This is a genomic window from Gemmatimonadaceae bacterium, assembly GCA_016720905.1.
Classification (GTDB): Bacteria; Gemmatimonadota; Gemmatimonadetes; order Gemmatimonadales; family Gemmatimonadaceae; genus Gemmatimonas.
Genome location: JADKJT010000030.1, coordinates 259,800 through 280,073, shown reverse-complemented (window position 1 = coordinate 280,073; position 20,274 = coordinate 259,800). Strand labels below are relative to the sequence as shown.

General features: G+C 64.2%; 15 protein-coding genes and 1 tRNA gene. 5 read left to right on the top strand and 11 right to left on the bottom strand.

Annotated features, from left to right (window positions below; genetic code table 11):
* Positions 1-25 precede the first annotated feature (25 nt).
* Positions 26-3,775, bottom strand: a complete 3,750-nt coding sequence (locus tag IPP90_20080) for a TonB-dependent receptor (protein MBL0172958.1) — start codon at positions 3,773-3,775, stop codon at positions 26-28.
* Between the two features lie 298 nt (positions 3,776-4,073).
* On the opposite strand from IPP90_20080, the gene IPP90_20075 reads away from it, so the two are divergent.
* Positions 4,074-5,357: an HD domain-containing protein gene (locus IPP90_20075; GenBank protein MBL0172957.1), complete on the top strand. Its 1,284-nt coding sequence runs from the start codon at positions 4,074-4,076 to the stop codon at positions 5,355-5,357.
* 2 nt (positions 5,358-5,359) lie between these two features.
* On the opposite strand, the gene IPP90_20070 is transcribed toward IPP90_20075, so the two are convergent.
* Genes IPP90_20070 through IPP90_20055 form a run of 4 tightly spaced genes read right to left on the bottom strand, consistent with a single transcriptional unit; the run spans position 5,360 to position 9,021 of the window.
* Positions 5,360-6,025, bottom strand: coding sequence for a thioredoxin family protein (locus tag IPP90_20070; protein ID MBL0172956.1), 666 nt, complete (start codon positions 6,023-6,025; stop codon positions 5,360-5,362).
* Positions 6,026-6,050: 25 nt separating this feature from the next.
* Positions 6,051-6,257: a hypothetical protein gene (locus IPP90_20065; protein MBL0172955.1), complete on the bottom strand. Its 207-nt coding sequence runs from the start codon at positions 6,255-6,257 to the stop codon at positions 6,051-6,053.
* Positions 6,250-7,038, bottom strand: coding sequence for a Stp1/IreP family PP2C-type Ser/Thr phosphatase (locus IPP90_20060; protein MBL0172954.1), 789 nt, complete (start codon positions 7,036-7,038; stop codon positions 6,250-6,252). The genes IPP90_20065 and IPP90_20060 overlap by 8 nt, the downstream gene beginning before the upstream one ends.
* A 48-nt stretch (positions 7,039-7,086) precedes the next feature.
* Positions 7,087-9,021 carry an ABC transporter ATP-binding protein gene (locus IPP90_20055; GenBank protein ID MBL0172953.1) on the bottom strand — a complete coding sequence of 645 codons (1,935 nt, stop codon included), beginning with the start codon at positions 9,019-9,021 and terminating at the stop codon, positions 7,087-7,089.
* Positions 9,022-9,063: 42 nt separating this feature from the next.
* Between IPP90_20055 and uvrA the strand changes: the two genes are divergently transcribed.
* The 3 genes from uvrA (at position 9,064) to IPP90_20040 (ending at position 14,346) form a co-directional block, all read left to right on the top strand.
* Positions 9,064-11,904 (top strand): excinuclease ABC subunit UvrA, encoded by a 2,841-nt coding sequence (uvrA, locus tag IPP90_20050; GenBank protein ID MBL0172952.1) that lies wholly within the window; start codon positions 9,064-9,066, stop codon positions 11,902-11,904.
* 162 nt (positions 11,905-12,066) lie between these two features.
* Positions 12,067-12,139 (top strand) — tRNA-Asn (locus IPP90_20045).
* Between the two features lie 110 nt (positions 12,140-12,249).
* On the top strand, positions 12,250-14,346 hold the full coding sequence (locus IPP90_20040; GenBank protein ID MBL0172951.1) for an acyltransferase: 2,097 nt from the start codon (positions 12,250-12,252) through the stop codon (positions 14,344-14,346).
* Positions 14,347-14,355: 9 nt separating this feature from the next.
* On the opposite strand, the gene IPP90_20035 is transcribed toward IPP90_20040, so the two are convergent.
* From IPP90_20035 to IPP90_20025, 3 genes are all read right to left on the bottom strand, one after another.
* Positions 14,356-14,919, bottom strand: coding sequence for a hypothetical protein (locus IPP90_20035; GenBank protein MBL0172950.1), 564 nt, complete (start codon positions 14,917-14,919; stop codon positions 14,356-14,358).
* A gap of 109 nt (positions 14,920-15,028) precedes the next feature.
* Positions 15,029-15,649 (bottom strand): transglycosylase SLT domain-containing protein, encoded by a 621-nt coding sequence (locus IPP90_20030; protein MBL0172949.1) that lies wholly within the window; start codon positions 15,647-15,649, stop codon positions 15,029-15,031.
* Positions 15,646-15,849 (bottom strand): DUF350 domain-containing protein, encoded by a 204-nt coding sequence (locus IPP90_20025; GenBank protein ID MBL0172948.1) that lies wholly within the window; start codon positions 15,847-15,849, stop codon positions 15,646-15,648. Before IPP90_20025 ends, IPP90_20030 begins: the two co-directional genes overlap by 4 nt.
* Positions 15,850-16,022: 173 nt before the next feature.
* Between IPP90_20025 and IPP90_20020 the strand changes: the two genes are divergently transcribed.
* Complete coding sequence (locus IPP90_20020; protein ID MBL0172947.1) at positions 16,023-18,005, top strand: amidase; 1,983 nt, start codon at positions 16,023-16,025, stop codon at positions 18,003-18,005.
* Here the strand turns inward: IPP90_20020 and IPP90_20015 are convergent.
* From IPP90_20015 to IPP90_20005, 3 genes are read right to left on the bottom strand one after another with little or no spacing between them, the layout of a single operon-like run.
* Positions 17,962-18,129 (bottom strand): MOSC domain-containing protein, encoded by a 168-nt coding sequence (locus IPP90_20015; GenBank protein MBL0172946.1) that lies wholly within the window; start codon positions 18,127-18,129, stop codon positions 17,962-17,964. The genes IPP90_20020 and IPP90_20015 overlap by 44 nt on opposite strands.
* Positions 18,129-18,824, bottom strand: coding sequence for an MOSC domain-containing protein (locus tag IPP90_20010; protein MBL0172945.1), 696 nt, complete (start codon positions 18,822-18,824; stop codon positions 18,129-18,131). The genes IPP90_20015 and IPP90_20010 overlap by 1 nt, the downstream gene beginning before the upstream one ends.
* A complete protein-coding gene (locus IPP90_20005; GenBank protein ID MBL0172944.1) occupies positions 18,821-20,206 on the bottom strand; it encodes an amino acid permease in 1,386 nt (461 codons plus the stop codon). The genes IPP90_20010 and IPP90_20005 overlap by 4 nt, the downstream gene beginning before the upstream one ends.
* Positions 20,207-20,274: the final 68 nt, after the last annotated feature.

Genomic DNA, 20,274 nt, shown 5'->3' with positions numbered 1-20,274 from the left:
AGCGGGTGCGATCGGGTCAACGGCATCAGCCCCCACGTCCACCGCCTCCTCCACCACCACGTCCGCCACCGCCGCCGCCACCACCACCACCAAAGCCTCCACCGCCACCGCTGCCAGCCGTCCCCGACCGAATTCCAATGAGCGTGCGCTTGTCCATGAAACCGGCCAGCTGCGTTGGCAACAGGCGATACTGGGCCGCGGTAATCAGCTTGCGCAGGTCGGGGGCGACCTTGATCAGCAGGTCGACGGTCTGTTCACGCGCGTGCCGGTACTTGTCGTACGCCGCGCCGTGATCATAGCGGTCCGGCAGATCGGCCAGAAAGCGCGCGACGGGATTCCAGATGGAATCGGACTTCAGGACGTATCGATAGTTCAGCGTGGCAATGCTGTCCGCCTGGCGTCGCGTCAGCTTGAGCGAATCGGCCTGCTGCAGCAGCTGCTGCATGGGATTGATGATGCCGACGTTGGCCGTGCCCCGCAGCTGTTGGAGCGACGGCTTGTTGCCTGGCCGTGTGCGTCCGCGATCAAGCTGCTGGATGAGTTGCTGACTCTCGCGCGTGGGACCGATGTCAAAGCGCAACAGTGCGGTGATGGATGTCGGTGTGCGGATGGCGTTCTGCGACGGCCGGGTGGACCCGAACCGTTCGTTGACTTCGTACTTGAACGAACCCGTGGCCGCGTCGAAACCGCGCACATACAACAGGGACTGATCGGGATTGATGGACATCCCCCATCCCTTGATCTTGTCTTCACCATGCAGAAGCCGGTCAATCCCGCCCAGCGGGTTGGCAATCTGCACCGACAGCGTCGCGCGCTGCGGCAAGCCGATGCGGAGCGAGTTGAAGGACATGCTCAGGTTGCCGCTCATCGTCCACGGGCCTTCGCACGAATTGCGCTGCGCCAGTTTACCCAGCTGAGACCGCAAGCAGGCCGTGGCTTCCCGCGTGCCGGTGGCCAGCAACGTCTGCATGCCGGCGGCCAACACCGGGTCAGCGGCCGTGGCTGGATTGTAGATGAACGCACGGTCGTTGCCAAAGCTGTCGCCGTTGAGATCGCCCTGCACCAGCGGCGAATACAGCACGCCGGAACGCAAACCGCCCGACCAGGAAATGCGCATCGTGTTCAGCCAGTTGTAACTGAGCTGGTACTGAATCTGCTGCCGCGAGAAGTTCTGCCCCGGCGACCAGGCGCGAGCACGCGGGTCGCCGATGGTGCTGGAGAATCCGTTGAACTGCTCGCGCACGTCCGCGAGAACGTACGACAGGCTCCATCCCCACCGCGAGCTGAACGAAATGGGTCGCACACTGAACGTGAGTTGCCGACTCTCCGACTGCAGGTCCGACCGTTGTTCACTCACCCGACCGTAGGCTTCCACGAGTCGCGATCCGCGCCAGGCAATGACGCCGGTGGTGGGCACGATGGATGTGGCCGGCACATAGATGGGGCGATTCCCCTCATTCAGCAGCGCGAACTGCTGCACGCCCGGGAAGTTGATGTCGATGGACCCGGGCTGGTTCTGATTGCGAGACCACGTCGCGTCGACCGTGGCCGACAACCGGTTCTTCAGGATGGCGCCGCTCCACTGCAGGTTGGATCGCAGCGAACGTTGCGCCAGATATCCGGGACTGAACAGCGTCACGTTGGGCGCGCTGTTTGAGAACACCGTGCCATTGGTCCCATCGGCGCACGTGAGGGGAATGCTCCCCACATTGGCGGCGTATTGCGACCAGTCCGGAATTGGCGAGGCAATGCCCAGACACGTGAGCGACTGCAGGCCGGTCGGCAATCCCGTATTGTCGACGGCACCCTGAATCAACTGCAGTCCCGGTGTGTTCTGGAAGACACCGAATCCACCGCGCACCACGGCGCGAGGCGCTCTCGCCATACCGGGCAGCAGCGTCAACTGATCCGCTTGTCCATACGTCCAGGAGAAGCCCAGGCGCGGGCTTACATACAGCTTGTTCGGAATGGCCGAGTTATCCAAACCGAAAGCACTCTGCACGGTGGGATTCAGCTCGGGTCCGCTGAGATAGCGATTTCCGTCGACACGCAGCCCGTATTGGACCTGCACATCATTGTGCGGCCGCCAGGCATCACCCAGAGAGACCGCCGCCACCATCTGGCTGCCACTGCGGCGACGCGGCGACAACTGTCGAGTGAACGAGGCGGGCACGTTGGCTTCGAGATCGGCGAGCGAGTTGAACGTGAACGTGCCAAGCTGGTTCTGCGTGAAGTCCTGCCAATAGCTGTCACGACGCAATTCCGATGTCAGCTTCACCCGGTGCCGATTGTCCGAACTGAACCAGGACAGCGTGTTGTTGCCGGCCAACGACGCGTTCTGCGACGCGGTATTGAGATTCGTGCTGCCGGCGAACGACAACGAGCGCACGGATGCAGACCCGTCGTCCAGCGACGAGTTGACGCGCACCGAACCCGCCGGCAGGTTGACGAACGGCTCGGCCGTGTTCTGCGACAGGTTGTAGCCCAGCGTGGTTTCCGTGAACAGGCCGAACAGGCCCACCTGACCGCTATGCCGCAGCTGGGACGATCCGCCATACGACGAGCGCGTGCCGTCGCGGGACGGCGTAAACAGCGCCGTCTGGCCGCCGCCCACGGGCGACGTCCTATTGAGGTTGCCGCTCAACGTCGCCGTGAACGTATTGCCGCGTGTCGAGTTTGGCTGCACGAAGTCAAAGCTCCCCAGAAACGACCCACGATCCTGAATACGTTGCGAGGAATACTCGGCCACATTGAACGGCGCGTTTTGGGCGTTGAGGATGCTCAACAAGCGGTTCACGGAGTCGGCCGATACGCCCACGGTCTGAAATCCGAGGTCATCGCTATTCAGCAGTGTCTGCAGGTCCTGCATGCGACGATCGTACTGGAACGACGAGTTGTAGAACGCCTGATCCTGCTTGATGGGCCCCGATGCCGACCCGCCCACGGAGAGATTCGTGTATTGCTGCGACGTCGCGAGGCCAGCCTTGTCCACCCACTGCATGGGCGGCGCGATGAGATTCGAACTCAGCGAGCGATTCCGGAAATTCGATCCGGAACTGGTGCGCACCTGCAGCTGCCCTCCGGAAAACCCACCGCGAGCAACATCATAGGGTGACGTGGACAGCGACGTGCGCACGTTGGCATCGCGCGGCACACTGGCGTCACCGAAATTCAATCCGTTGAGCTGCGTATTGTTCTGGTCACCGCCCAGACCAAACACGGAAAACGCGTCAGCCGCACCGTCGGCGCCCAGCAGTAACTGCACGCCGGGAATCGACGCCGCCATGGCGGCCAGATCACCCATCTGCTCGGCCGTCAGGAACCCGGGATCGGCGGTCACCGCCTTCTCCGTCCCGCTGACATCGGAAATGGTGTCGCTGCGCGACGCAATCGCCTGTTCCGTGACCCGCACCCCTTCCAGCGTGACGGTGGCCGGGCTCATGCGTGCATCGGCGATCAGGATTTCCTGATCAGCCGTGCGCAGCACCTGATAGCGACGCGGGGTGAACCCGAGGGCCGTAAACGTCACCCAGTAGTTGCCTTCACCACCAGGAAACGAAATCTGATAGCGACCGTTCTTGTCCGTGCGCGCGGTGCGACTGACATTGCCGGTGAGAGTGGTCGCGGTGACCAGCACACTGGGTACCGCCATCGCGTCCGGACCGAGCACACGCCCTCGGATGATATCGACCGATTGCGCACCGGCCGAAGCCGTCGCAAGCAGGATCAATCCGAGGGCCGACGTGAAGCGGCGAAAGAAGGAGATAATATGCACGTGAGACGTAGACGAGGTGCGATTCGATTCGTTAAGCGGGCCATCCTGCCGAGCAGGCAGAACCCGCACTGAGAGCAATACACGGAGCCGGTCGATTTCGTTGGAACCACGGGCGTCGGACAGTCGGCCGCGACATCTCGTGTCGGGTCGACACCCCGTGGGTGCCGCACGACGACAGGAAACCACCGACGGTCCCTTGCGCATCCCGGACCGGATCATTGTCGCTGGCGCAATGCCACGGTGGGGATACGCATCATCCGCTTCTGTCGTTGACCGGCCTTCGCGATATCTTGCGGGTATGGAGATCCTCCGCGACCCGCTCTGGAACAACGTCCGCCTCGATCCGCTGGCCCTGGCACTGCTCGATACGGCGGTCGTCCAGCGGTTGCGCTATGTGCGTCAGTTGGGGCTGGCCTACCTCGTCTACCCGGGTGCCACGCACTCGCGCTTCGAGCATGCGGTCGGTGCCTATCATCTGGCCGGCGTGGCGCTGCGCTTGCTCGAGGAGCAGGGCGCGCTCGGTGGCTTCGACCCGCGAGACGTCGCGGTCGTTCGCGCCGCCGCCCTGCTGCATGATGTCGGACATTACCCATTCTCCCATGCGCTCGAGGAGATCGGCGTCACCCATCACGAGGAAATCGCCAAGCCGCTGTTGATGGATGGACCGGTCGCCGACGTCCTGGTGCGCGCCTTAGGTGCGGATGCCCCGGCAAAGGTGTACGCGCTGATCAGCGGCGGTAGCGACAGTCCCCTGCAGGGTCTCATCTCGGGGTCCGTCGATCTCGACAAGATCGAATACCTCAAGCGCGACGGCACCATGTGCGGCGTACCGTACGGCGAAATTGACGTGGACCGCCTCCTCAATTCGCTCGTGCTCGTCGTTCACCCGGAGCATGGCCGACGCGCGGTCGGTGTGCATGAGAAGGGGCTGTCCGCGCTCGAATCGCTGCTGTTCGCCAAGTACCAGATGTATCGCAATGTCTACTGGCATCACGCCGTGCGCAGTGCCACCGCGATGTACAAGCGACTCGTCGCTGTCAGCCTCGAAGCCGGCATTGTGTCGGCCTCGTTCGTGGCCCGCTGCACCGACGAGGAACTGTTGGTGCATCTCGACACGCCGGCCCTGCCAGCCGAAGCACGAGCGCAGTTGCACGGGCTGCGAGTGCGACGGTTGCACAAACGCGCCTATGAGCAGCCGGCCGCCACGCTGGGGGAAGATGTCGGCGAGTGGATTGCCTCCGACTACGCGCTGACGCGCCGTGTCGAGGATGCACTGGCGCGGGAGTTGGGTATGCCACTCGGCGCCCTGCTGCTGGACTATCCCACGAAGACGCAGATGCTGGGTCTGGAACTGCCGATGCTTCGCCGCAACGGTCGTGTCGAGTTACTGACCGCGTCGGGCTGGGAAGGCGCGATGAACCTGCCCCGCTTGAGCGACGAGTTCTATCGCAGTGCGAGACGATTGCGCGTGTTTACCGCCAATCGCGCACCGGTCCCGGCCGAGCGTGTGCTGCAGGTGCTGCAACAGGACGCCAGCTCCGTGCGTGAGCGGCTCGATCGAGGCGCGGCCCTGCTGGCGTAGCGCTACGTCGCGGATCCCGTGTGACACACCCGGGCGCCCGATTTCGCCGCTTCCATCATCTCCACCGCCTCGGTGGTGACACCTTTCCCACGGTCATTCGCGTAGAACCCGCGGATGCCGGCATGCAGCGAATCGCTACTGACCGCACGGCGCACGCCGTGCGCCCAATCACGAATCTCGCGCGGCAATTCGACAATGCATCCGACGTCACGCCCGGTGGCATCCAGCAGCACAATGGTGGGTGTGGCGGCCCGCCCATCGAGCGATCGGTGGGACTCCTGCACCGCGCGTCCCTGATCAGGCAAGACGATCCGGAGATCCAGGCCCGGCACTTGTTCCGCCAACTTCGCGAGGTACGGCACGGAATTCATCGAGTCGCCGCATCGGTCGACCGCGATGACCAGGAGATGCCACGTGCCCCCCACCGCCCGTGCGCGCGCCAGCAGCGACTCATCCACCCGTGCACTATCGCGCATCTGCAACCATCCCTCGCGCCTCGCCTTTGCGGCCGCCAGAAAGTCGGCAAAGGTCTGGCCGCCGGCGTGCAGTTGCAGCAGCCCGCTGTCGGCTTGGACAACGCATCGGGTGGGGATCGGCATCGCGGCGCTGATCCGGGGTGTCACAAACAGTAGCGGCATGGCCAGGACGGCCCACAGAGAGGATTTCATGTCTTTTTGCGGGAGAGGCGACGGGTCACGCCGAATCGCGTTTGGACCGTCCGCGCGATTCGGCCAATTTGCGGCCGATTCCACGATAAAAGGCCGCATCAAGCGGCTTTCCCTCGAGGTCCAGCGACAGCGCGCACTTTTCCAGTGCGTACAGGATGTTGCCCAGATAGACGTTGGCCAGCCCGGCGACGGTATCGTCGGTTGGCGGCCCGTCTGCGGGCCGTTCAGGCACGTGGAGCAGCGAGCGACTCGCCCGTGGTCCCTGTGGGCATCCCGTGAACGGACAGGACCTGGATCACGATGGCGGTGATGTTGTCCAAGCCACCTCGACGGTTCGCCTCGGTGATCATGGCGTCCACCATGCGCCCGGGAGTCGCCCGCGTCTCGAAGATCTTCTTCAATTGCGGGTCCTCCACCATTCCCGTCAGGCCATCCGAGCAAATGAGGTACAAGTCCCCGTTCTGCAACTCACCTTGGAGGACATCGGCTTCGACGGCCGCGTTCGCGCCCACGCAACGGGTAATCACATTGCTGTACGGATGATACCGCGCCTGTTCGGGGGTCAGGAACCCGGCATCAACCTGCTCTTGCACGTACGAGTGGTCTTTGGTGACCTGCCGGAAGACCCCGTCCCGAACGAGATACACGCGGGAATCCCCGATGTGGCCGATAATCCATCGGCCCCCACCCATGAGGACGCAGGAGGCGGTAGTCCCCATGCCCTGCTTGTCGGCCTCGACGATGGTACGCTCGTAGATTGCCCGGTTGGCCTCACGCAGCGCGTGGGCCATGGCGGCCAGGGGCTCGGGGCCGGCCAGATCGCGGGTCCCGGCAAGCTCGCGGGCCACGATTTGCACCGCCATTTCGCTCGCCACTTCTCCCGCGGCGTGCCCTCCCATACCGTCGGCGACGATAAAGAGCCCCCGCTCGGAATCGGCGTCGGCGTAAAGGCTGTCTTCGTTGCCTGCGCGAATGCGCCCGACGTCGGTGCCGGCGGCGACGGAAAGCTGCACGTGGATGGGGTGGACTTGGCCCGAAGGAAGTTACAGAGGAAGTCGAAGCTACCCGAGCGCCGCGTCTATTCGCAAGCGCAGAGCCGAGTCCGATGCTGGCGAGTCTTGGGGATCGGCTCCGGCCGCCCCCCGCCGTTCGCCCACTTGCAGCCGGAACAGACGGTCGTATAAGCCTCCGATGGCACGAAGCGACCGGTGGGTCCCCCGCTCGACCACCTCTCCATGGTGCAGCACCAGAATCTCGTCCGCGTCGAGAATGGTGCTGAGGCGATGGGCGATGGCAATGGTGGTCCGACCCCGCATCAGCTCGGACACGGCCGCCTGGATCTCCGCCTCGATTTCGGAATCCACCGCACTGGTGGCTTCGTCAAGGATGAGCAGCGCAGGATCGGCCGCGATCGCTCGCGCGAACGCCAGCAGCTGCCGCTCGCCCACGCTGACACTGGCCCCGCGTTCCGCCAGCTGATGGTGCCATCCGTAGGGAAGTCGCCGGACCACCCGATCCGCTCCCACGCGACGGGCAGCGCGGTCCAGCGATGCGTCATCCAGCGGCAACCCCAATCTGACGTTCGACGCCACGTCCCCGGCGAAGAGGAAGATGTCCTGCTGGACATAACCGATGACCGCGCGGAGAACGTCCACCGGGAGATCGCGGATCTCCACATCATTGATCAGGATACGTCCGCGCTGTGGTTCGTAAAAGCGCAGGAGCAGGTTCACAATCGTCGTTTTCCCAGCACCCGTGTGACCGACCAGGGCGATGGTCTCACCGGGTCGCACGGTGAAGCTCACGCCGCGCAGCACCCACGGTGCTGTTCCATCAAGGACGTCGGTCGGACTCCCCTGTTGGGAGGTATCATCGGACACCCCGCCGGCGGCGGCGTAGCGGAACCACACCCCTTCGAATCGCACCGTAACCCCGGCCTGCCGCAGCGTGGCTACGCGCTCGGCCAGGTCGGGCGTCGCCAGGAGCCCGGGGGCTTCCGGCGTATCGAGCAATCCGAAGATGCGCTCCGAGGAGGCCATGGCCTGCTGCAGGATGTTGTACTTCTCCGACAGGTCCTGCAGCGGTTGAAAGAATCGACGGACCAGCTGCAGGAACGCGGCAACTGTGCCGATGGTCAGCGCGCCGCTCCCCACGCGAAACCCGCTGGTGACCAGCAAGCTGGCCAGCGCGAAGGTCGTGAGAAACTCAATGACGGGGAAATACAGGGCATAAACCGTGATCGAACGCAGATGTGCCTCGAGGTGCGAGCCGTTCAGGGTATCGAAGCGGGCGACTTCTGCGGCTTCCCTCCCGAAGAGCTGCACGATGCGCACACCCACCAGGCGTTCCTGGAGAAACGCATTGAGCTGGGCGAGTCGCGTTCGGATGTCCCGATAGCCGGTGCGGACGTGGGCCTGGAACACGCGCGACGCCAGAAACACGAAGGGGATCACGACCAACGACGCCAACGACAGCTGCCAGTCGACCAGCAGCATCATGCTGCTGATCGCCAGCAACGTGCAGAGGTCGCCCAGCCCGGCGACGACGCCTGAGGTGAACAGCTCGTTCAGCGCCTCGACATCACTGGTTACCCGCGTCACCAAACGCCCCACCGGCGTCCGATCGAAATAGGCAATGGGCAGTCGCTGGAGTCGCGCGAACAACTCGGCGCGCAAGTCACGCATCACGCGCTGCCCCAGCAGGCTGGTGAACAGCGTTTCGCCATACGCGGCACCGAATTGTGCGACGAGCAACACAACGAATGCGAACGCGGCCCAGACCACCAGCTGCGGATCTCGCGCCGGCAGGGCCCGGTCGATCACCCACCGGGTCAGTAGCGGACCGGCCAACTGCATGGCGGATTCGACGGCGATCAGCACCAGCGACCCCGCCACCAGCCGACGATACGGCCGGACATAGCGAAGCAGCCGCCGTGTCAGGCGCGCATCGTACGCCTTGCCGGCGATCTCATCCTCAGTGTGCGAAGCATCGGCCATTCCCTGCAGAATCTAGCAGCGCGCGCGGATAGTTTTCACTGCATGAAGGATCGCATTCGCATTCGTGGGGCCCGGCAACACAACCTGAAGGGCTTCGATCTCGATATTCCGCGCCGAGCGCTCACGGTCGTCACGGGAGTCTCGGGCTCGGGCAAGTCGTCGCTGGCCTTCGACACGCTGTACGCAGAGGGGCAGCGTCGGTACGTGGAGTCGTTGTCGGCGTATGCGCGACAGTTCCTGGAGCGGATGGAAAAGCCGCTTGTGGATTCGATCGATGGTCTGTCGCCGGCGGGGGCGATCGAGCAGAAGAATCCGACCCCCACGTCGCGATCCACCGTTGGCACCGCGACGGAGATCTACGACTATCTGCGCCTGCTCTGGGCGCGCGTCGGGCATACGCACTGTCGCGTATGTGACCGGGAGTTGCGACCCGATACCGTGCAATCGGTCACGGACGTCGCCATGACGCTAGCGTCCGGCACGCGCTTCGCCGTCGCCTGCCCGCTCATCCGCTCGACGGAAGTCACCCACGCGGTGATCGAGGAGAACCTGCGGGCCCGCGGTTTTGTGCGCGTCGCCGCCGGAGAGCGACTGCTGCATCTGGACGAGTTGGCGACCGCGGGGATCGACCTGGCGACGTCACCGTCGCTGTATATCGTGGTCGATCGACTGCGTGCCGACACCACCATGCGAGGGCGCATCGCCGATGCGGTGCAGACCGCGTTCAACGAGGGCGATGGGGATGTCGTCTTGCTGTTTCCGGAACCGGTAGTGCCGCCCGCCAGCCTGCACGCCGCCGCGCCGGGGACCCTCGTGACGCGCTTCGCGTTTACCGATCGCTTTGAGTGTCCCAACGACGGGACGCGCGCGCCGATCCCGACCCCGCAACTGTTCTCATTCAACAATCCCCGCGGTGCCTGCCCCACGTGCAATGGATTTGGTGCCAACCTCACATACGACGAAGCCCTGATTGTCCCCAACGCCGACCTGTCGGTGCGTGAAGGGGCCATCGATCCCTGGACCGCACCGCGCTACGAAAAGCAGCGCCGCACCGTGGTGGAGTTCGCCCGCTCCCTGGGCGTGTCGCCCGACGCCCGCTGGAGTGCCCTGCCGTCCGCTGCCCGCCATCAGTTGCTGCGCGCGAAGACTCGCGGATACACGGGCATCTATCCCTTCCTGGAAGCGCTCGAGGAGAAGCGATACAAGCAGTACATCCGCATTTTCCTTCGCAAATACCAGCGCGCCATGTCGTGTGCAACCTGTGGCGGCACGAAGCTGCAACCCGAGTCGCTGATGGTGCGGGTAGCGGGGCGCCACATCGCCGAGGTCACGGCACTGCCCATCCGCGACCTGCGTGACTGGCTGGATGAACTGGCGCTGACCGACACGGAGCATCAGATCGCCGACGCCGTACTGCGGGAGGCACGCGCACGCACGCGCTTTCTGGCCGACGTGGGACTGACCTATCTCACCCTCGACCGGGCCACACGCACCCTGTCGGGTGGCGAAGCGCAGCGCATTACGCTGGCCAACGCCCTGGGCGCTGCACTCGTCGACGCGATGTATGTCTTGGACGAGCCCAGTATCGGGCTCCATGCGCGCGACCTCGATCGGCTCCTGACGTTGTTGAAGGCCCTGCGCGACCACGGCAACACGGTCATCATGGTGGAGCACGACCTGGAGGCCATGCGGATTGCCGACTACATGGTGGAACTCGGACCTGGCGCCGGCGAGCTGGGCGGACAGGTGGTGTTTGCCGGCTCCATGGCGGACGCCGCGCACAGTCCGCTCACCGGGCAGTATCTGACCGGCGCCCGCTCAATCCCTTTGCCGACGAAGCGCCGCGCCGTGGGCCCCCGCTGGGTCGACTTGCGGGGCGCCACCGCGCACAACGTGCACGACGTAGACGTGCGCATCCCGATTGGCGCGATGACGGTGGTGACGGGCGTGTCCGGGTCGGGCAAGAGCACTCTGGTGCACGACATCCTGTTTCACGCCATCGAGGCGCGATTGCACGGCGAACATTCAGCCAAGGAGCATCTGGGAGAAACGGTGGGCTCGTTCACATCGCTCACGGGTGACGAGGCGTTCGGCGATGTCGTGCTGGTGGACCAGACGCCGATTGGCAAGTCCCCGCGATCGAACCCGGTGACGTACGTGAAAGCGTATGATGAGATCCGCCGGTTGTTCAGCGAGACACCGCTGGCGCGTACGCGAGGGTACGGCCCCGGGCATTTCTCGTTCAATGTGACCGGTGGTCGCTGCGAAACGTGCGAGGGCGCTGGCGCCATCGAGGTGGAGATGGTCTTCATGGCCGATGTCTTCGTACCCTGCGACGCCTGCGGCGGGAAGCGATTCAAGCCGGAGCTGCTGGAGGTGCGATTCAAGAACAAGACCATCGCCGATGTACTGGAGCTGACGGTGGACGAATCGATCAAGTTCTGGCCGCGCGAGGACAAGCTGGCGCAGGCGTTGTGGCACGTGCAGCAGGTCGGACTCGGCTACCTGCGACTCGGACAACCGGCGACCACGCTGTCAGGAGGCGAAGCGCAGCGACTCAAGATCGCGCGTGAACTGGCCGTGTCCGCCAAAGGTGGCGTGAAGAAACTGTACGTACTGGACGAACCCACCACCGGTCTGCATCTGGAGGACATTCGTCGATTGGCGACGGTGTTCGAGCGCCTGCTTGACCAGGGACACACGCTGGTGATCATCGAGCACAATCTCGACGTGATCAAGCTGGCCGACTGGATTGTCGACATGGGACCCGAGGGCGGTGACGGCGGTGGCCGAGTCGTTGCGATGGGGCGACCGGAGGAGATTGTCGCGGTCGCGGCGAGTCACACGGGACACTGGCTCAAGCGTGTGTTGCCAGACCGGTGAATCACACGGACCGGGACCGGGATTCGACAGGTGCTCCCCGCGACCCTTGTGACCCTTGTGGTTCAAAACTGTCCTTTCACGGATAGCCCTTGAACCATGGGGTGCTCACGTCGCTTGACTTGCCGGTAGAGGTCGGTGAAATTCAAAGGCTGCAGGAAGTATTCCCGGGTAGCTCAGCTGGTAGAGCAGGTGACTGTTAATCACCCTGTCGGGGGTTCGAGTCCCTCCCCGGGAGCTGTGGACAATAGAGAGTGCCCGAAACGGGCTGCCAGTCAGATGGCAGCCCGTTTCGCGTCGTGGTGCCCGAAGGCTTCAAGCATCACCCGATGCACGTTGAGGTGACGAATGCGACCACATCATTCTCAGTACCGGCGGGATCTGGACGGGCTGCGCGCCTTGGCGGTTGGAGCGGTGATTGTCAATCACGCATTCCCGGCGGTCTGGCCGGCCGGATTTGTCGGCGTCGATATTTTCTTCGTGTTGTCGGGGTTTCTGATTACGCGAATCGTTGTCAGCGAGCGACGACGCGAAACGTTTTCGTTTGTCGAGTTCTATTTCCGGCGCTGTCGACGAATCCTGCCGGCACTTGTGCTGGTGTTGACCTGTACCTGGGTGGCGGGCGCCATCGTGCTCACCAGTCCCGAGTTTGAATCGCTCGGCAACCACCTGGTCGCCGCGAGTGTGTTCTCATCGAACCTCCTCCTCTGGCGCGAAGTGGGATACTTCGACGGGACGGCGGTCGCGAAACCACTGCTGCATCTCTGGTCGCTGGGCGTGGAAGAGCAGTTCTATCTCCTCTGGCCCTTGATCGCGCTCTCGGTCGCCACAGCCTCGTCGCGCACCTTCAAGCTGGTTCTGGCGCTCGCGGCGGCATCGTTCGCGTTGAGCATCACCCAAGTAACCAGCCACAATGCGTCCGCGTTCTACTTGCTTCCGTCCCGCTTCTGGGAGTTGCTGGTTGGCGGTTTGCTCGCGTTTCGGGATCTGTCCCGATCACGCGATGGCACCATTCCCGAGTCGGTGGGCGACGTAACGAGTCGCGGGCGGGCGTCGTTCGCGTTGCTGGGGATCCTGCTCATTGGAGCGGCGTTTCTGTGGATCGACGAGGCCAGTCGATTCCCTGGGTATTGGGTGTTGTTGCCGGTACTGGGCACCGCGCTGTTGATCGAGGCCGGGCCGAGCACATGGATTGGTCGGCGCCTCTTCGGGAATCGTGCGATGGTCGCCATTGGGCTGATCAGCTATCCGCTTTACCTGTGGCATTGGCCAATGCTGTCGCTCTTTCGGCTGGTCGGATTCGACCTCGGCCTGACCGTCGCGGACATGCTACGGTGGAAGATCGGACTTCTCGCGTTGGCCGTCACATTGGCCGCCGGAACCTATCGATTCGTGGAGATGCCGATCCAGCGCGCCGCACAGCGCGTCGGCGGAAGTCGCACGCGTCAGGCGTTCGGTATTGCCGCACTCTGTTCGCCCCTGTGTCTGCTTGGACTTCTGGGATTCAGTACCGCCAGGACCGGCGGCTATCCGCAGCGGGTACCGAATCTCGACCCGGGCCTCGTCACGGAATTGAGGAATGGCAGACGCGCCATCTCGGTCCGCGAAGCGCAATCGGTGCCCTGTCAGCCGGCGGCCGATCGAATCGGTGTTTCCTGGTGTTTCAGAAGCAGCCAACGTGATCCGGACATCGCCGTGTGGGGCGATAGCCATGCATGGGCGATGTCCTTTGGATTGGGCGCGACACTGGTGAATCGATCCGTCCTGTTGGTCGCACAGTCTGAATGCCCGCCGGTCCTTGGCGAGCGATTCCCCGCCAGAAGTTCGAGTCTCGATTGCGCATCCAAAAGCGAGGCCGCTCTGTCATTCCTCGGCACGCAGGGAAGCGTGAAGACCGTCGTCATCGTCTCCAGAGGCCCCCTCTATGTCGAAGGATCCGATTTCGGAAAGGGCAATGCACCGTTGAATGATGTTCTGGTTGATGGAACCCTGATCCCATTCCTTGGAAATCGCGCGGCCATGTTCGAATCAGGACTCGCGAGGGCAGTGGAGCGACTTCTGGGCTTCAGCATGAACGTGGTGCTGGCCCTCGATGTACCTGAGTTGGGATTCAGTCTCAGCGAATGCGTGGTCGCGCGTCCGCTGGGTCTGACGCAACTACGCACGGACTGCGCCACCCCGTACCAGGCGTTCCTGCAACGAAACGCCCGCTATCATGCAATTGTTCGGCGAGTCGCTTCACACTACCCGAACGTGCGGGTGTGGGATGCCAGTGAACCACTGTGCGAGTCCCAGTCATGCGTGGCGCGCCTGGGAAAGCACTTGCTCTACGTGGACGATGACCATCTGAGTCTGTATGGCAGTCAGCGTGTCGCGGGTGGGTTGGAGCGCATCCTGCGGGGCCTTGAACCATCAGCCGTTCCCGGTACCGCCCCCCTCCGCTGACCGGTGAGTCTAGAAGGCCAGCGAGGCCGTGACCCGCACGCCGCGCAGGGAAGCGGGGGTAACGCTCAGACTCACGGGACGAGCGACCATCGTCCGCCAGGACTCGTGTTTGGAGCCGGTGCCGAGAACAGCGCCAAGCAGCATCCCCGGGACGGCGCCGACCACCGCGCCAGCCGCCACGGAAAATCCACGGCCCAGATCCACAAAACAGCCCCCGTCACATGCTGGCTCCTCGTAGGTCCCGGCACCGACGAGCGCACCGGCCGCCGCGCCGAGCAACAGTCCCACGCCTGCTCCACGCAGTGCGTTGGAGTGCATACCCGTGCTCTGTTCCAGACGATCATTCCCCTGCAAGACCCATTCGATTGCCGACGACGTCGAATCCGGTGTGACCGAACGGATGCTCACGCCGTTGGCGGTGCGCGAGACCAGCTCGCCCTCGACCAAGATCTGATTGGACTCGCGTACGATGCGTACCCTGGCACCGGGGATAGCGCCCTGCCCCTCAGCCTGCCTCGCCACGAGCGCACACACGATCGAGAGGAGCACCTTCCGCACACGGTGGGATTGCATGGTCACCTCAACAGAATCGGTTCATCATCCATAGAATTTCTGGAAGAACGATCGCATCGAAGTGCGCCACGGGAAATACGTCAGATGACGTATCCTCACCACTTGCTCACTACCGGCCGTTTCGCAGCACCTCGTAGTTCGTCCCGATCTTGCGCACGTACCCCAGCGTCTCCTGGTACCGCCAGCGTGGAATCTCCGGCGCGACTTGCTCGATGCTGGGCCACTTCGCGTGATCCAGGTTTTTTGCGCGCGCCGCCGCGGAGGCCCGCGTGATCGGCCCTTCGCCTGCGTTGTACGTGCCAAACATGAAGGGCGGCCGCGCCTCAACTGGCACGGACTTCTCCCACATCCGCCATGTGTCGCGATCGTGGAGGATGCCGGCAGCAATGTTCCACTCCGGATCGTCGATTGACGTGAACTCGCGCCGATTCGTGGCGACGGCCTTGTACGTCGACGGCATCAGTTGCATCAGCCCGCGCGCGCCCACTCGGCTGCGCGCCTGCGGATCGAGATCGCTCTCCGCCATCGCCTGCGCCTTGAAGTAGCGCCAGTCGAACGCCACGCTGAAATAGCGCTTGGAGTATTTCCGGAAGATCGGATCGTAGCGCGAGGTGGTTGGCTTGCGCGCCGCACCGGAGCGCTGCGCGTCGCTCTCGCGCATCGGCGTCAGCAGCAGCGCGGCCACGAACCACCGGCTCAGTCGACGCGTGCGCCTGATCAGTCGACTCAATTGAGTGAGTGCCCGATGATGATCGCGATCGACACGAAGATCGCCGCGATGAAGATGGCCACCGCGATGTTCCCCTTCTTGAGCTCTTCCGGGAAGTCGACCTGCGGGGTGAGCTTGTCGATGACGCGATAACTGAGAAACATCAGTACAACGCCAAACACGGCGTATCCGAAATTGACCACCAGGATTGACAGCTGCACGCGACCTCCGAGAGGGATGGGACACGCTCCACCGTCAGGCGAAGGTACCCGACGGACGCGCTAAGTTCCACCGCGCGGGCCTGACGCGACGACGGCCGGCGCAGTATTGTCGGTCGTCCGGGGACGCCGGTGCGTTCCCATCCGCCTTCGCTTGAACCGTACGGAGACGCTGCATGAACACCCCCGAAGATCGTCTGGAAGCCTCCGAGTCACTCGTCGCGGACATGGCCGATGAACTCGAAGCCAGTTCCGGCATCGATCGCCGTCAGTTCATGTTCTACTCGCTGGTCGCCGCGGCGGCCAGTTCGTTCGGGGTTGAATCGGCTCGGGCGCAGGGCGCGCCATTGCCCGCACCGGAGGACTGGGCACCAACCATCGAACTGCCGGCCAGCCTGTTTCAGCCGCCCATCGTGCCGCCGCTGGCACTTGGCAATGGCGAAGCCCCGGCCCTGCAGTTTCAGGCGTATCCCGGCGGCACCGGAGCGCTCATGGAAAAGTTGGCGCGCGAGCGCGGCCGGGCCGCATTTGATCGGTCGGTGTTCACCGTGGAGAAGTTCAGCGGCGCGATGCCCGCCTCCGATGAGGACATCGCCTACCTCCCGGCGCATCGCCTGTCCGCCCTGCTGAAGCAGCGCAAGATCACATCCGCGCGTCTGACGGCGATCTACCTGGAGCGCATCAAACGGCTCAATCCGACGTTGCTGTGCGCCGTCACCATCATGGAAGACTCGGCCCGGGCCGAAGCGGCCAAGGCCGACGCGGAAATCGCGGCCGGCAAGTATCGTGGGCCGCTGCACGGACTGCCGTACGGCGTGAAGGACTTGTTCTCGACCAAGGGCGTGCCCACCACGTGGGGTGCCGCCGACTTCGAGAATCGCATCATCGATGAGGACGCCGAGATTGTCGTGCGCTTGCGCGATGCCGGCGCCGTGTTGATTGCCAAGCTGGCCACCGGGTTGTTCGCGCAGAACGATCAGTGGTTTCGCGGCCGCACCAACAATCCCTGGAATCTCAACATCGGCTCCAGCGGATCGTCCGCCGGTCCCGCATCGGCGACGGCGGCAGGCTGCGTGGCGTTCAGCATTGGCACGGAAACGCAAGGGTCCATCGTGTCACCGTCGATACGCTGCGGCCTGAGTGCGCTGCGGCCCACGTTCGGACGCACATCACGACACGGCGGGATGGTGTTGGCGTGGTCGCAGGATCGCGTCGGCCCCATTTGCCGTAGCATCGAAGACTGCGCGATGGTGTTCAACGCCTATCACGGTGTCGACGAGAAGGATCCGTCCACCCTCACCACGCCGTTCCAATTCGATCGCGCGCTCAAACTCTCATCGCTGCGCATTGGTGTTGATCCCAACGCGCCGAAAGAACTGGTCGAGAAGTTGAAGGCGCTGGGCATGACGCCAAAGGATGTGGGGCCGCGTCCCACGGTGCCCGGTGTGGGTGGTGGCGGACTGAATGTCGAGTACGCGGCTGCCTTCGATTCCTATGTGCAACGCAAGGCGAAGGAAATCGGGCTCGATCTCACCGCGCTGCCCGAACCCGCGGCCGACGGCCGCGGCAACAACGCGCCGTTCGGCAATCCGCCACCGAATACGAGTCCGATGGCGCCTGCCGACTGGAATCCGCGCTTCGTGGGCGGTCGCACGGCGCGCGCCTTCGAGTTCATGCAGAATCAGCGCCGACGCATGGTGCTGGTGGCCAAGTGGGGCGAGTACATGAAGGACCTGGACTTGTTCATTGGCGGGCCGAATGCCGACGTGGGGCCGAACGCGCAAACCGGTCACCCCTGCGCGGTGGTCCCGTACAAGTTTGACGTGCCGCAGTTTGGCGGCGGAGGCGGCGGACGCGGAGGCGGCGGACGGCGGAGGCGGCGGACGCGGTGGTGCCGATGCGGCGGCCGCGCCACCGCCACCAACGTACAAGCCGCAACCCATTTGCGCGGTGATCACCGGCAACCTGTTCAACGACGACATGATCCTGTCGGTCGCACATCAATTTCAGAAGGCCACCGACTTTCATCTCCGGCGCCCGGCGTTGTAGGAGACGGGAGACGGGAGACGCAAGACGGGAGACGTCCCGCACGAGAATGTCTCCCGTCTGCCGTCTTCAGTCTCCCGTCTCTACCCGCACGACATCCCCGACACGAATGATGCCGATCGCCCCATGCGTGGCGTTCATGCCGAACATCACCGAGCCGTTCTGCCGTCGATAGGTGGCCAGGGTGCGCAATGGCTCAAGACCTTTCTCCCCGGTGAGCGGATCCACGGTCGTCATCACACACCGCTCGCACGGCGCGCCGATGGCGACGTCCACGTCGCCAATGCGAATGCGCGTCCACGAGTCCTCTTCGTGCGGCGTCGTGGCCGACAGCAGAATATTGGGGCGAAAACGTGAAACGGTGGTCGGGTCGCCCCCTGCTCCACCAGCCGTGCGCTGAGTGCGTCGACACTCGCCTGACTCAATATCAGGAGCGGCGCCCCGTCGGAGAACGCCACGCGGCGTCCCTCGTTCGGCAGTGTCCCCGCATATTTGGGCGCGAGGGGGCGCCGGGCGTGCTCGGCCAGTCGCACGACACGACACCGTCGCCTGATCGCTTCGGACATCCACGCCGCCACGGCATCACCAGCATCGTGCGCATCCACCGTGTCGGCCCACACGCGCACCGCACGCGTTGCCGCAGTGGCCGGCAGTCGCAGCGAGAAGCGCGACAGCCCGGGCGCATCGAGCAACAACGGTCCGTCAGTGTTTGTCCGGTGGTCTGGCGCGACAGCGGCGTTGGCAAAGTACGGGCGGACCATCGCCAGCGCCGATGTTTCCCGAGCAGTGATCTGCACACCGTCGTCATCGATCACCAGCCATCGGCGATCCCCGACGGCGCCGCGATCGTCCAGCGCCAGCGCGTCGACCGGAATCGCGGCCGCCGACTTGATGGGATGCACGAACAACGCCGTAACGCGGGGTGCCCTCACCGCGACGCCGCCGATTGTCGGCGCCAGTACGCGAACACGGGCAGGCCGAGGGCGAGCAGTGCCGCGCCGCGCGCCGCGTTGCCCGGATTGGACGTGATCGATCCGATCACCACGTACATCGCGGCGGCAATGAATATCAGGGTGCTGTATGGATGGAACGGCGTCCGCACCGAGGGCTGTATGCCGTCGCGCATGTCACGGGCACGAAGCACAAACAGCGCCGCAGCCGTGGACCCGAAGAAGATCCAGTCGGCGAACACCACATAGTCGAGCAATTGCCCATACGTACCGGTCAGCAACAGCGCGAGCGCCACCACGCCCTGCGCCAGCAGCGCGGCGACGGGAGTGCGCGTGCGCGGATGCAGCGTGGCCATGGAGCGGAAGAACAGACCGTCGGCCGCCATCGCCTGATACACGCGCGCCGACATCAGGATGACCATGGAGAGAAACCCCACGGTCGACGCGACGATACCGCACGTGATGAGGGTCCGGCCCATCGGCCCGAGATACACGAACATCGTGTCGGCCGCCGGAGCCGTGCTGGCCGCCAGACCATCGACGCCCAGCGCGCGCAGGTAGGCGATGTTCACCAGCATGTAGGTGGCGACCACCACCAGCACGCCGATGATCAAGGCGCGTGGCAGGGTGCGCGACGGATCCACCAGTTCTTCAGCCACCGCGTTGGTCTGTTGCCAGCCCCCATACGAAAACAGCACGGGTACCAACGCCGCGCCCATCGCCAGCACAACGGCACTGCCGCCGACAGGAATGGCGAGCGCAGGCGGCGCGGCCACGGCGCCAGTCAATTCACCCGCGTGCGTCGGCGACAACACGAGAGCGGCCAACACCAGAATCCCGATTGCCGCCAGCTTGAGCACAGTGAGCACATTGCCGGTGGTGGCGCCAATCCGAACCCCCAACACGTTCAACAGCGTCAACACCGCAATGATGCCTATGGCCAGCGGACGGATGGCGTCCGTTGGCAGGCCGAGCAGCGTGGCCAGGTAGCTGGCGCCGGTCATCCCGACGGCCGCAATGGCTCCCGTTGCCATGATCAGAAACAGCGCCCAGCCATACAGAAAGGCCGGCAGCGGTCCCCACGCGTCCCGCAGGTAGACGTAGGTCCCGCCGGCCAAGGGACGCCTGGCGCCCAACTCGGCATAGATGAATCCGCCAATGATGGCCACCACGGCGCCCAGTCCCCAGGCACCAAGCGTGAGTGCTGCGCTCCCAACCCGCTGCGCCACGACCGCGGGCGAAAGAAAGATGCCGGCACCAATAATGCCGCCGACCACCAGCATGGTGCCGGAAAACGTGCCAAGCCGCGCGTCGTAACCAACGCGCTCAGTGCCGGCGGAGTCTGCACTCAAAGGCGAAACCATCGGCCCAAACTGCACCGTATACATTTCGGGCGCTACCGGTGTCCAATCTCGCAGGCTTCAACCCCTCT

Bases quoted from the DNA above. Each gene is read 5' to 3' on its own strand.
- IPP90_20015 (MBL0172946.1), bottom strand. From the start codon at position 18,129: ATGACGACCGTGGATCCGCTCACCGGGGAGAAAGGTCTTGAGCCATTG.
- IPP90_20055 (MBL0172953.1), bottom strand. From the start codon at position 9,021: ATGGCCGATGCTTCGCACACTGAGGATGAGATCGCCGGCAAGGCGTAC.
- IPP90_20040 (MBL0172951.1), top strand. From the start codon at position 12,250: ATGCGACCACATCATTCTCAGTACCGGCGGGATCTGGACGGGCTGCGC.
- IPP90_20020 (MBL0172947.1), top strand. From the start codon at position 16,023: ATGAACACCCCCGAAGATCGTCTGGAAGCCTCCGAGTCACTCGTCGCG.
- IPP90_20035 (MBL0172950.1), bottom strand. From the start codon at position 14,919: ATGCAATCCCACCGTGTGCGGAAGGTGCTCCTCTCGATCGTGTGTGCG.
- IPP90_20070 (MBL0172956.1), bottom strand. From the start codon at position 6,025: ATGAAATCCTCTCTGTGGGCCGTCCTGGCCATGCCGCTACTGTTTGTG.
- IPP90_20075 (MBL0172957.1), top strand. From the start codon at position 4,074: ATGGAGATCCTCCGCGACCCGCTCTGGAACAACGTCCGCCTCGATCCG.
- uvrA (MBL0172952.1), top strand. From the start codon at position 9,064: ATGAAGGATCGCATTCGCATTCGTGGGGCCCGGCAACACAACCTGAAG.
- IPP90_20005 (MBL0172944.1), bottom strand. From the start codon at position 20,206: ATGGTTTCGCCTTTGAGTGCAGACTCCGCCGGCACTGAGCGCGTTGGT.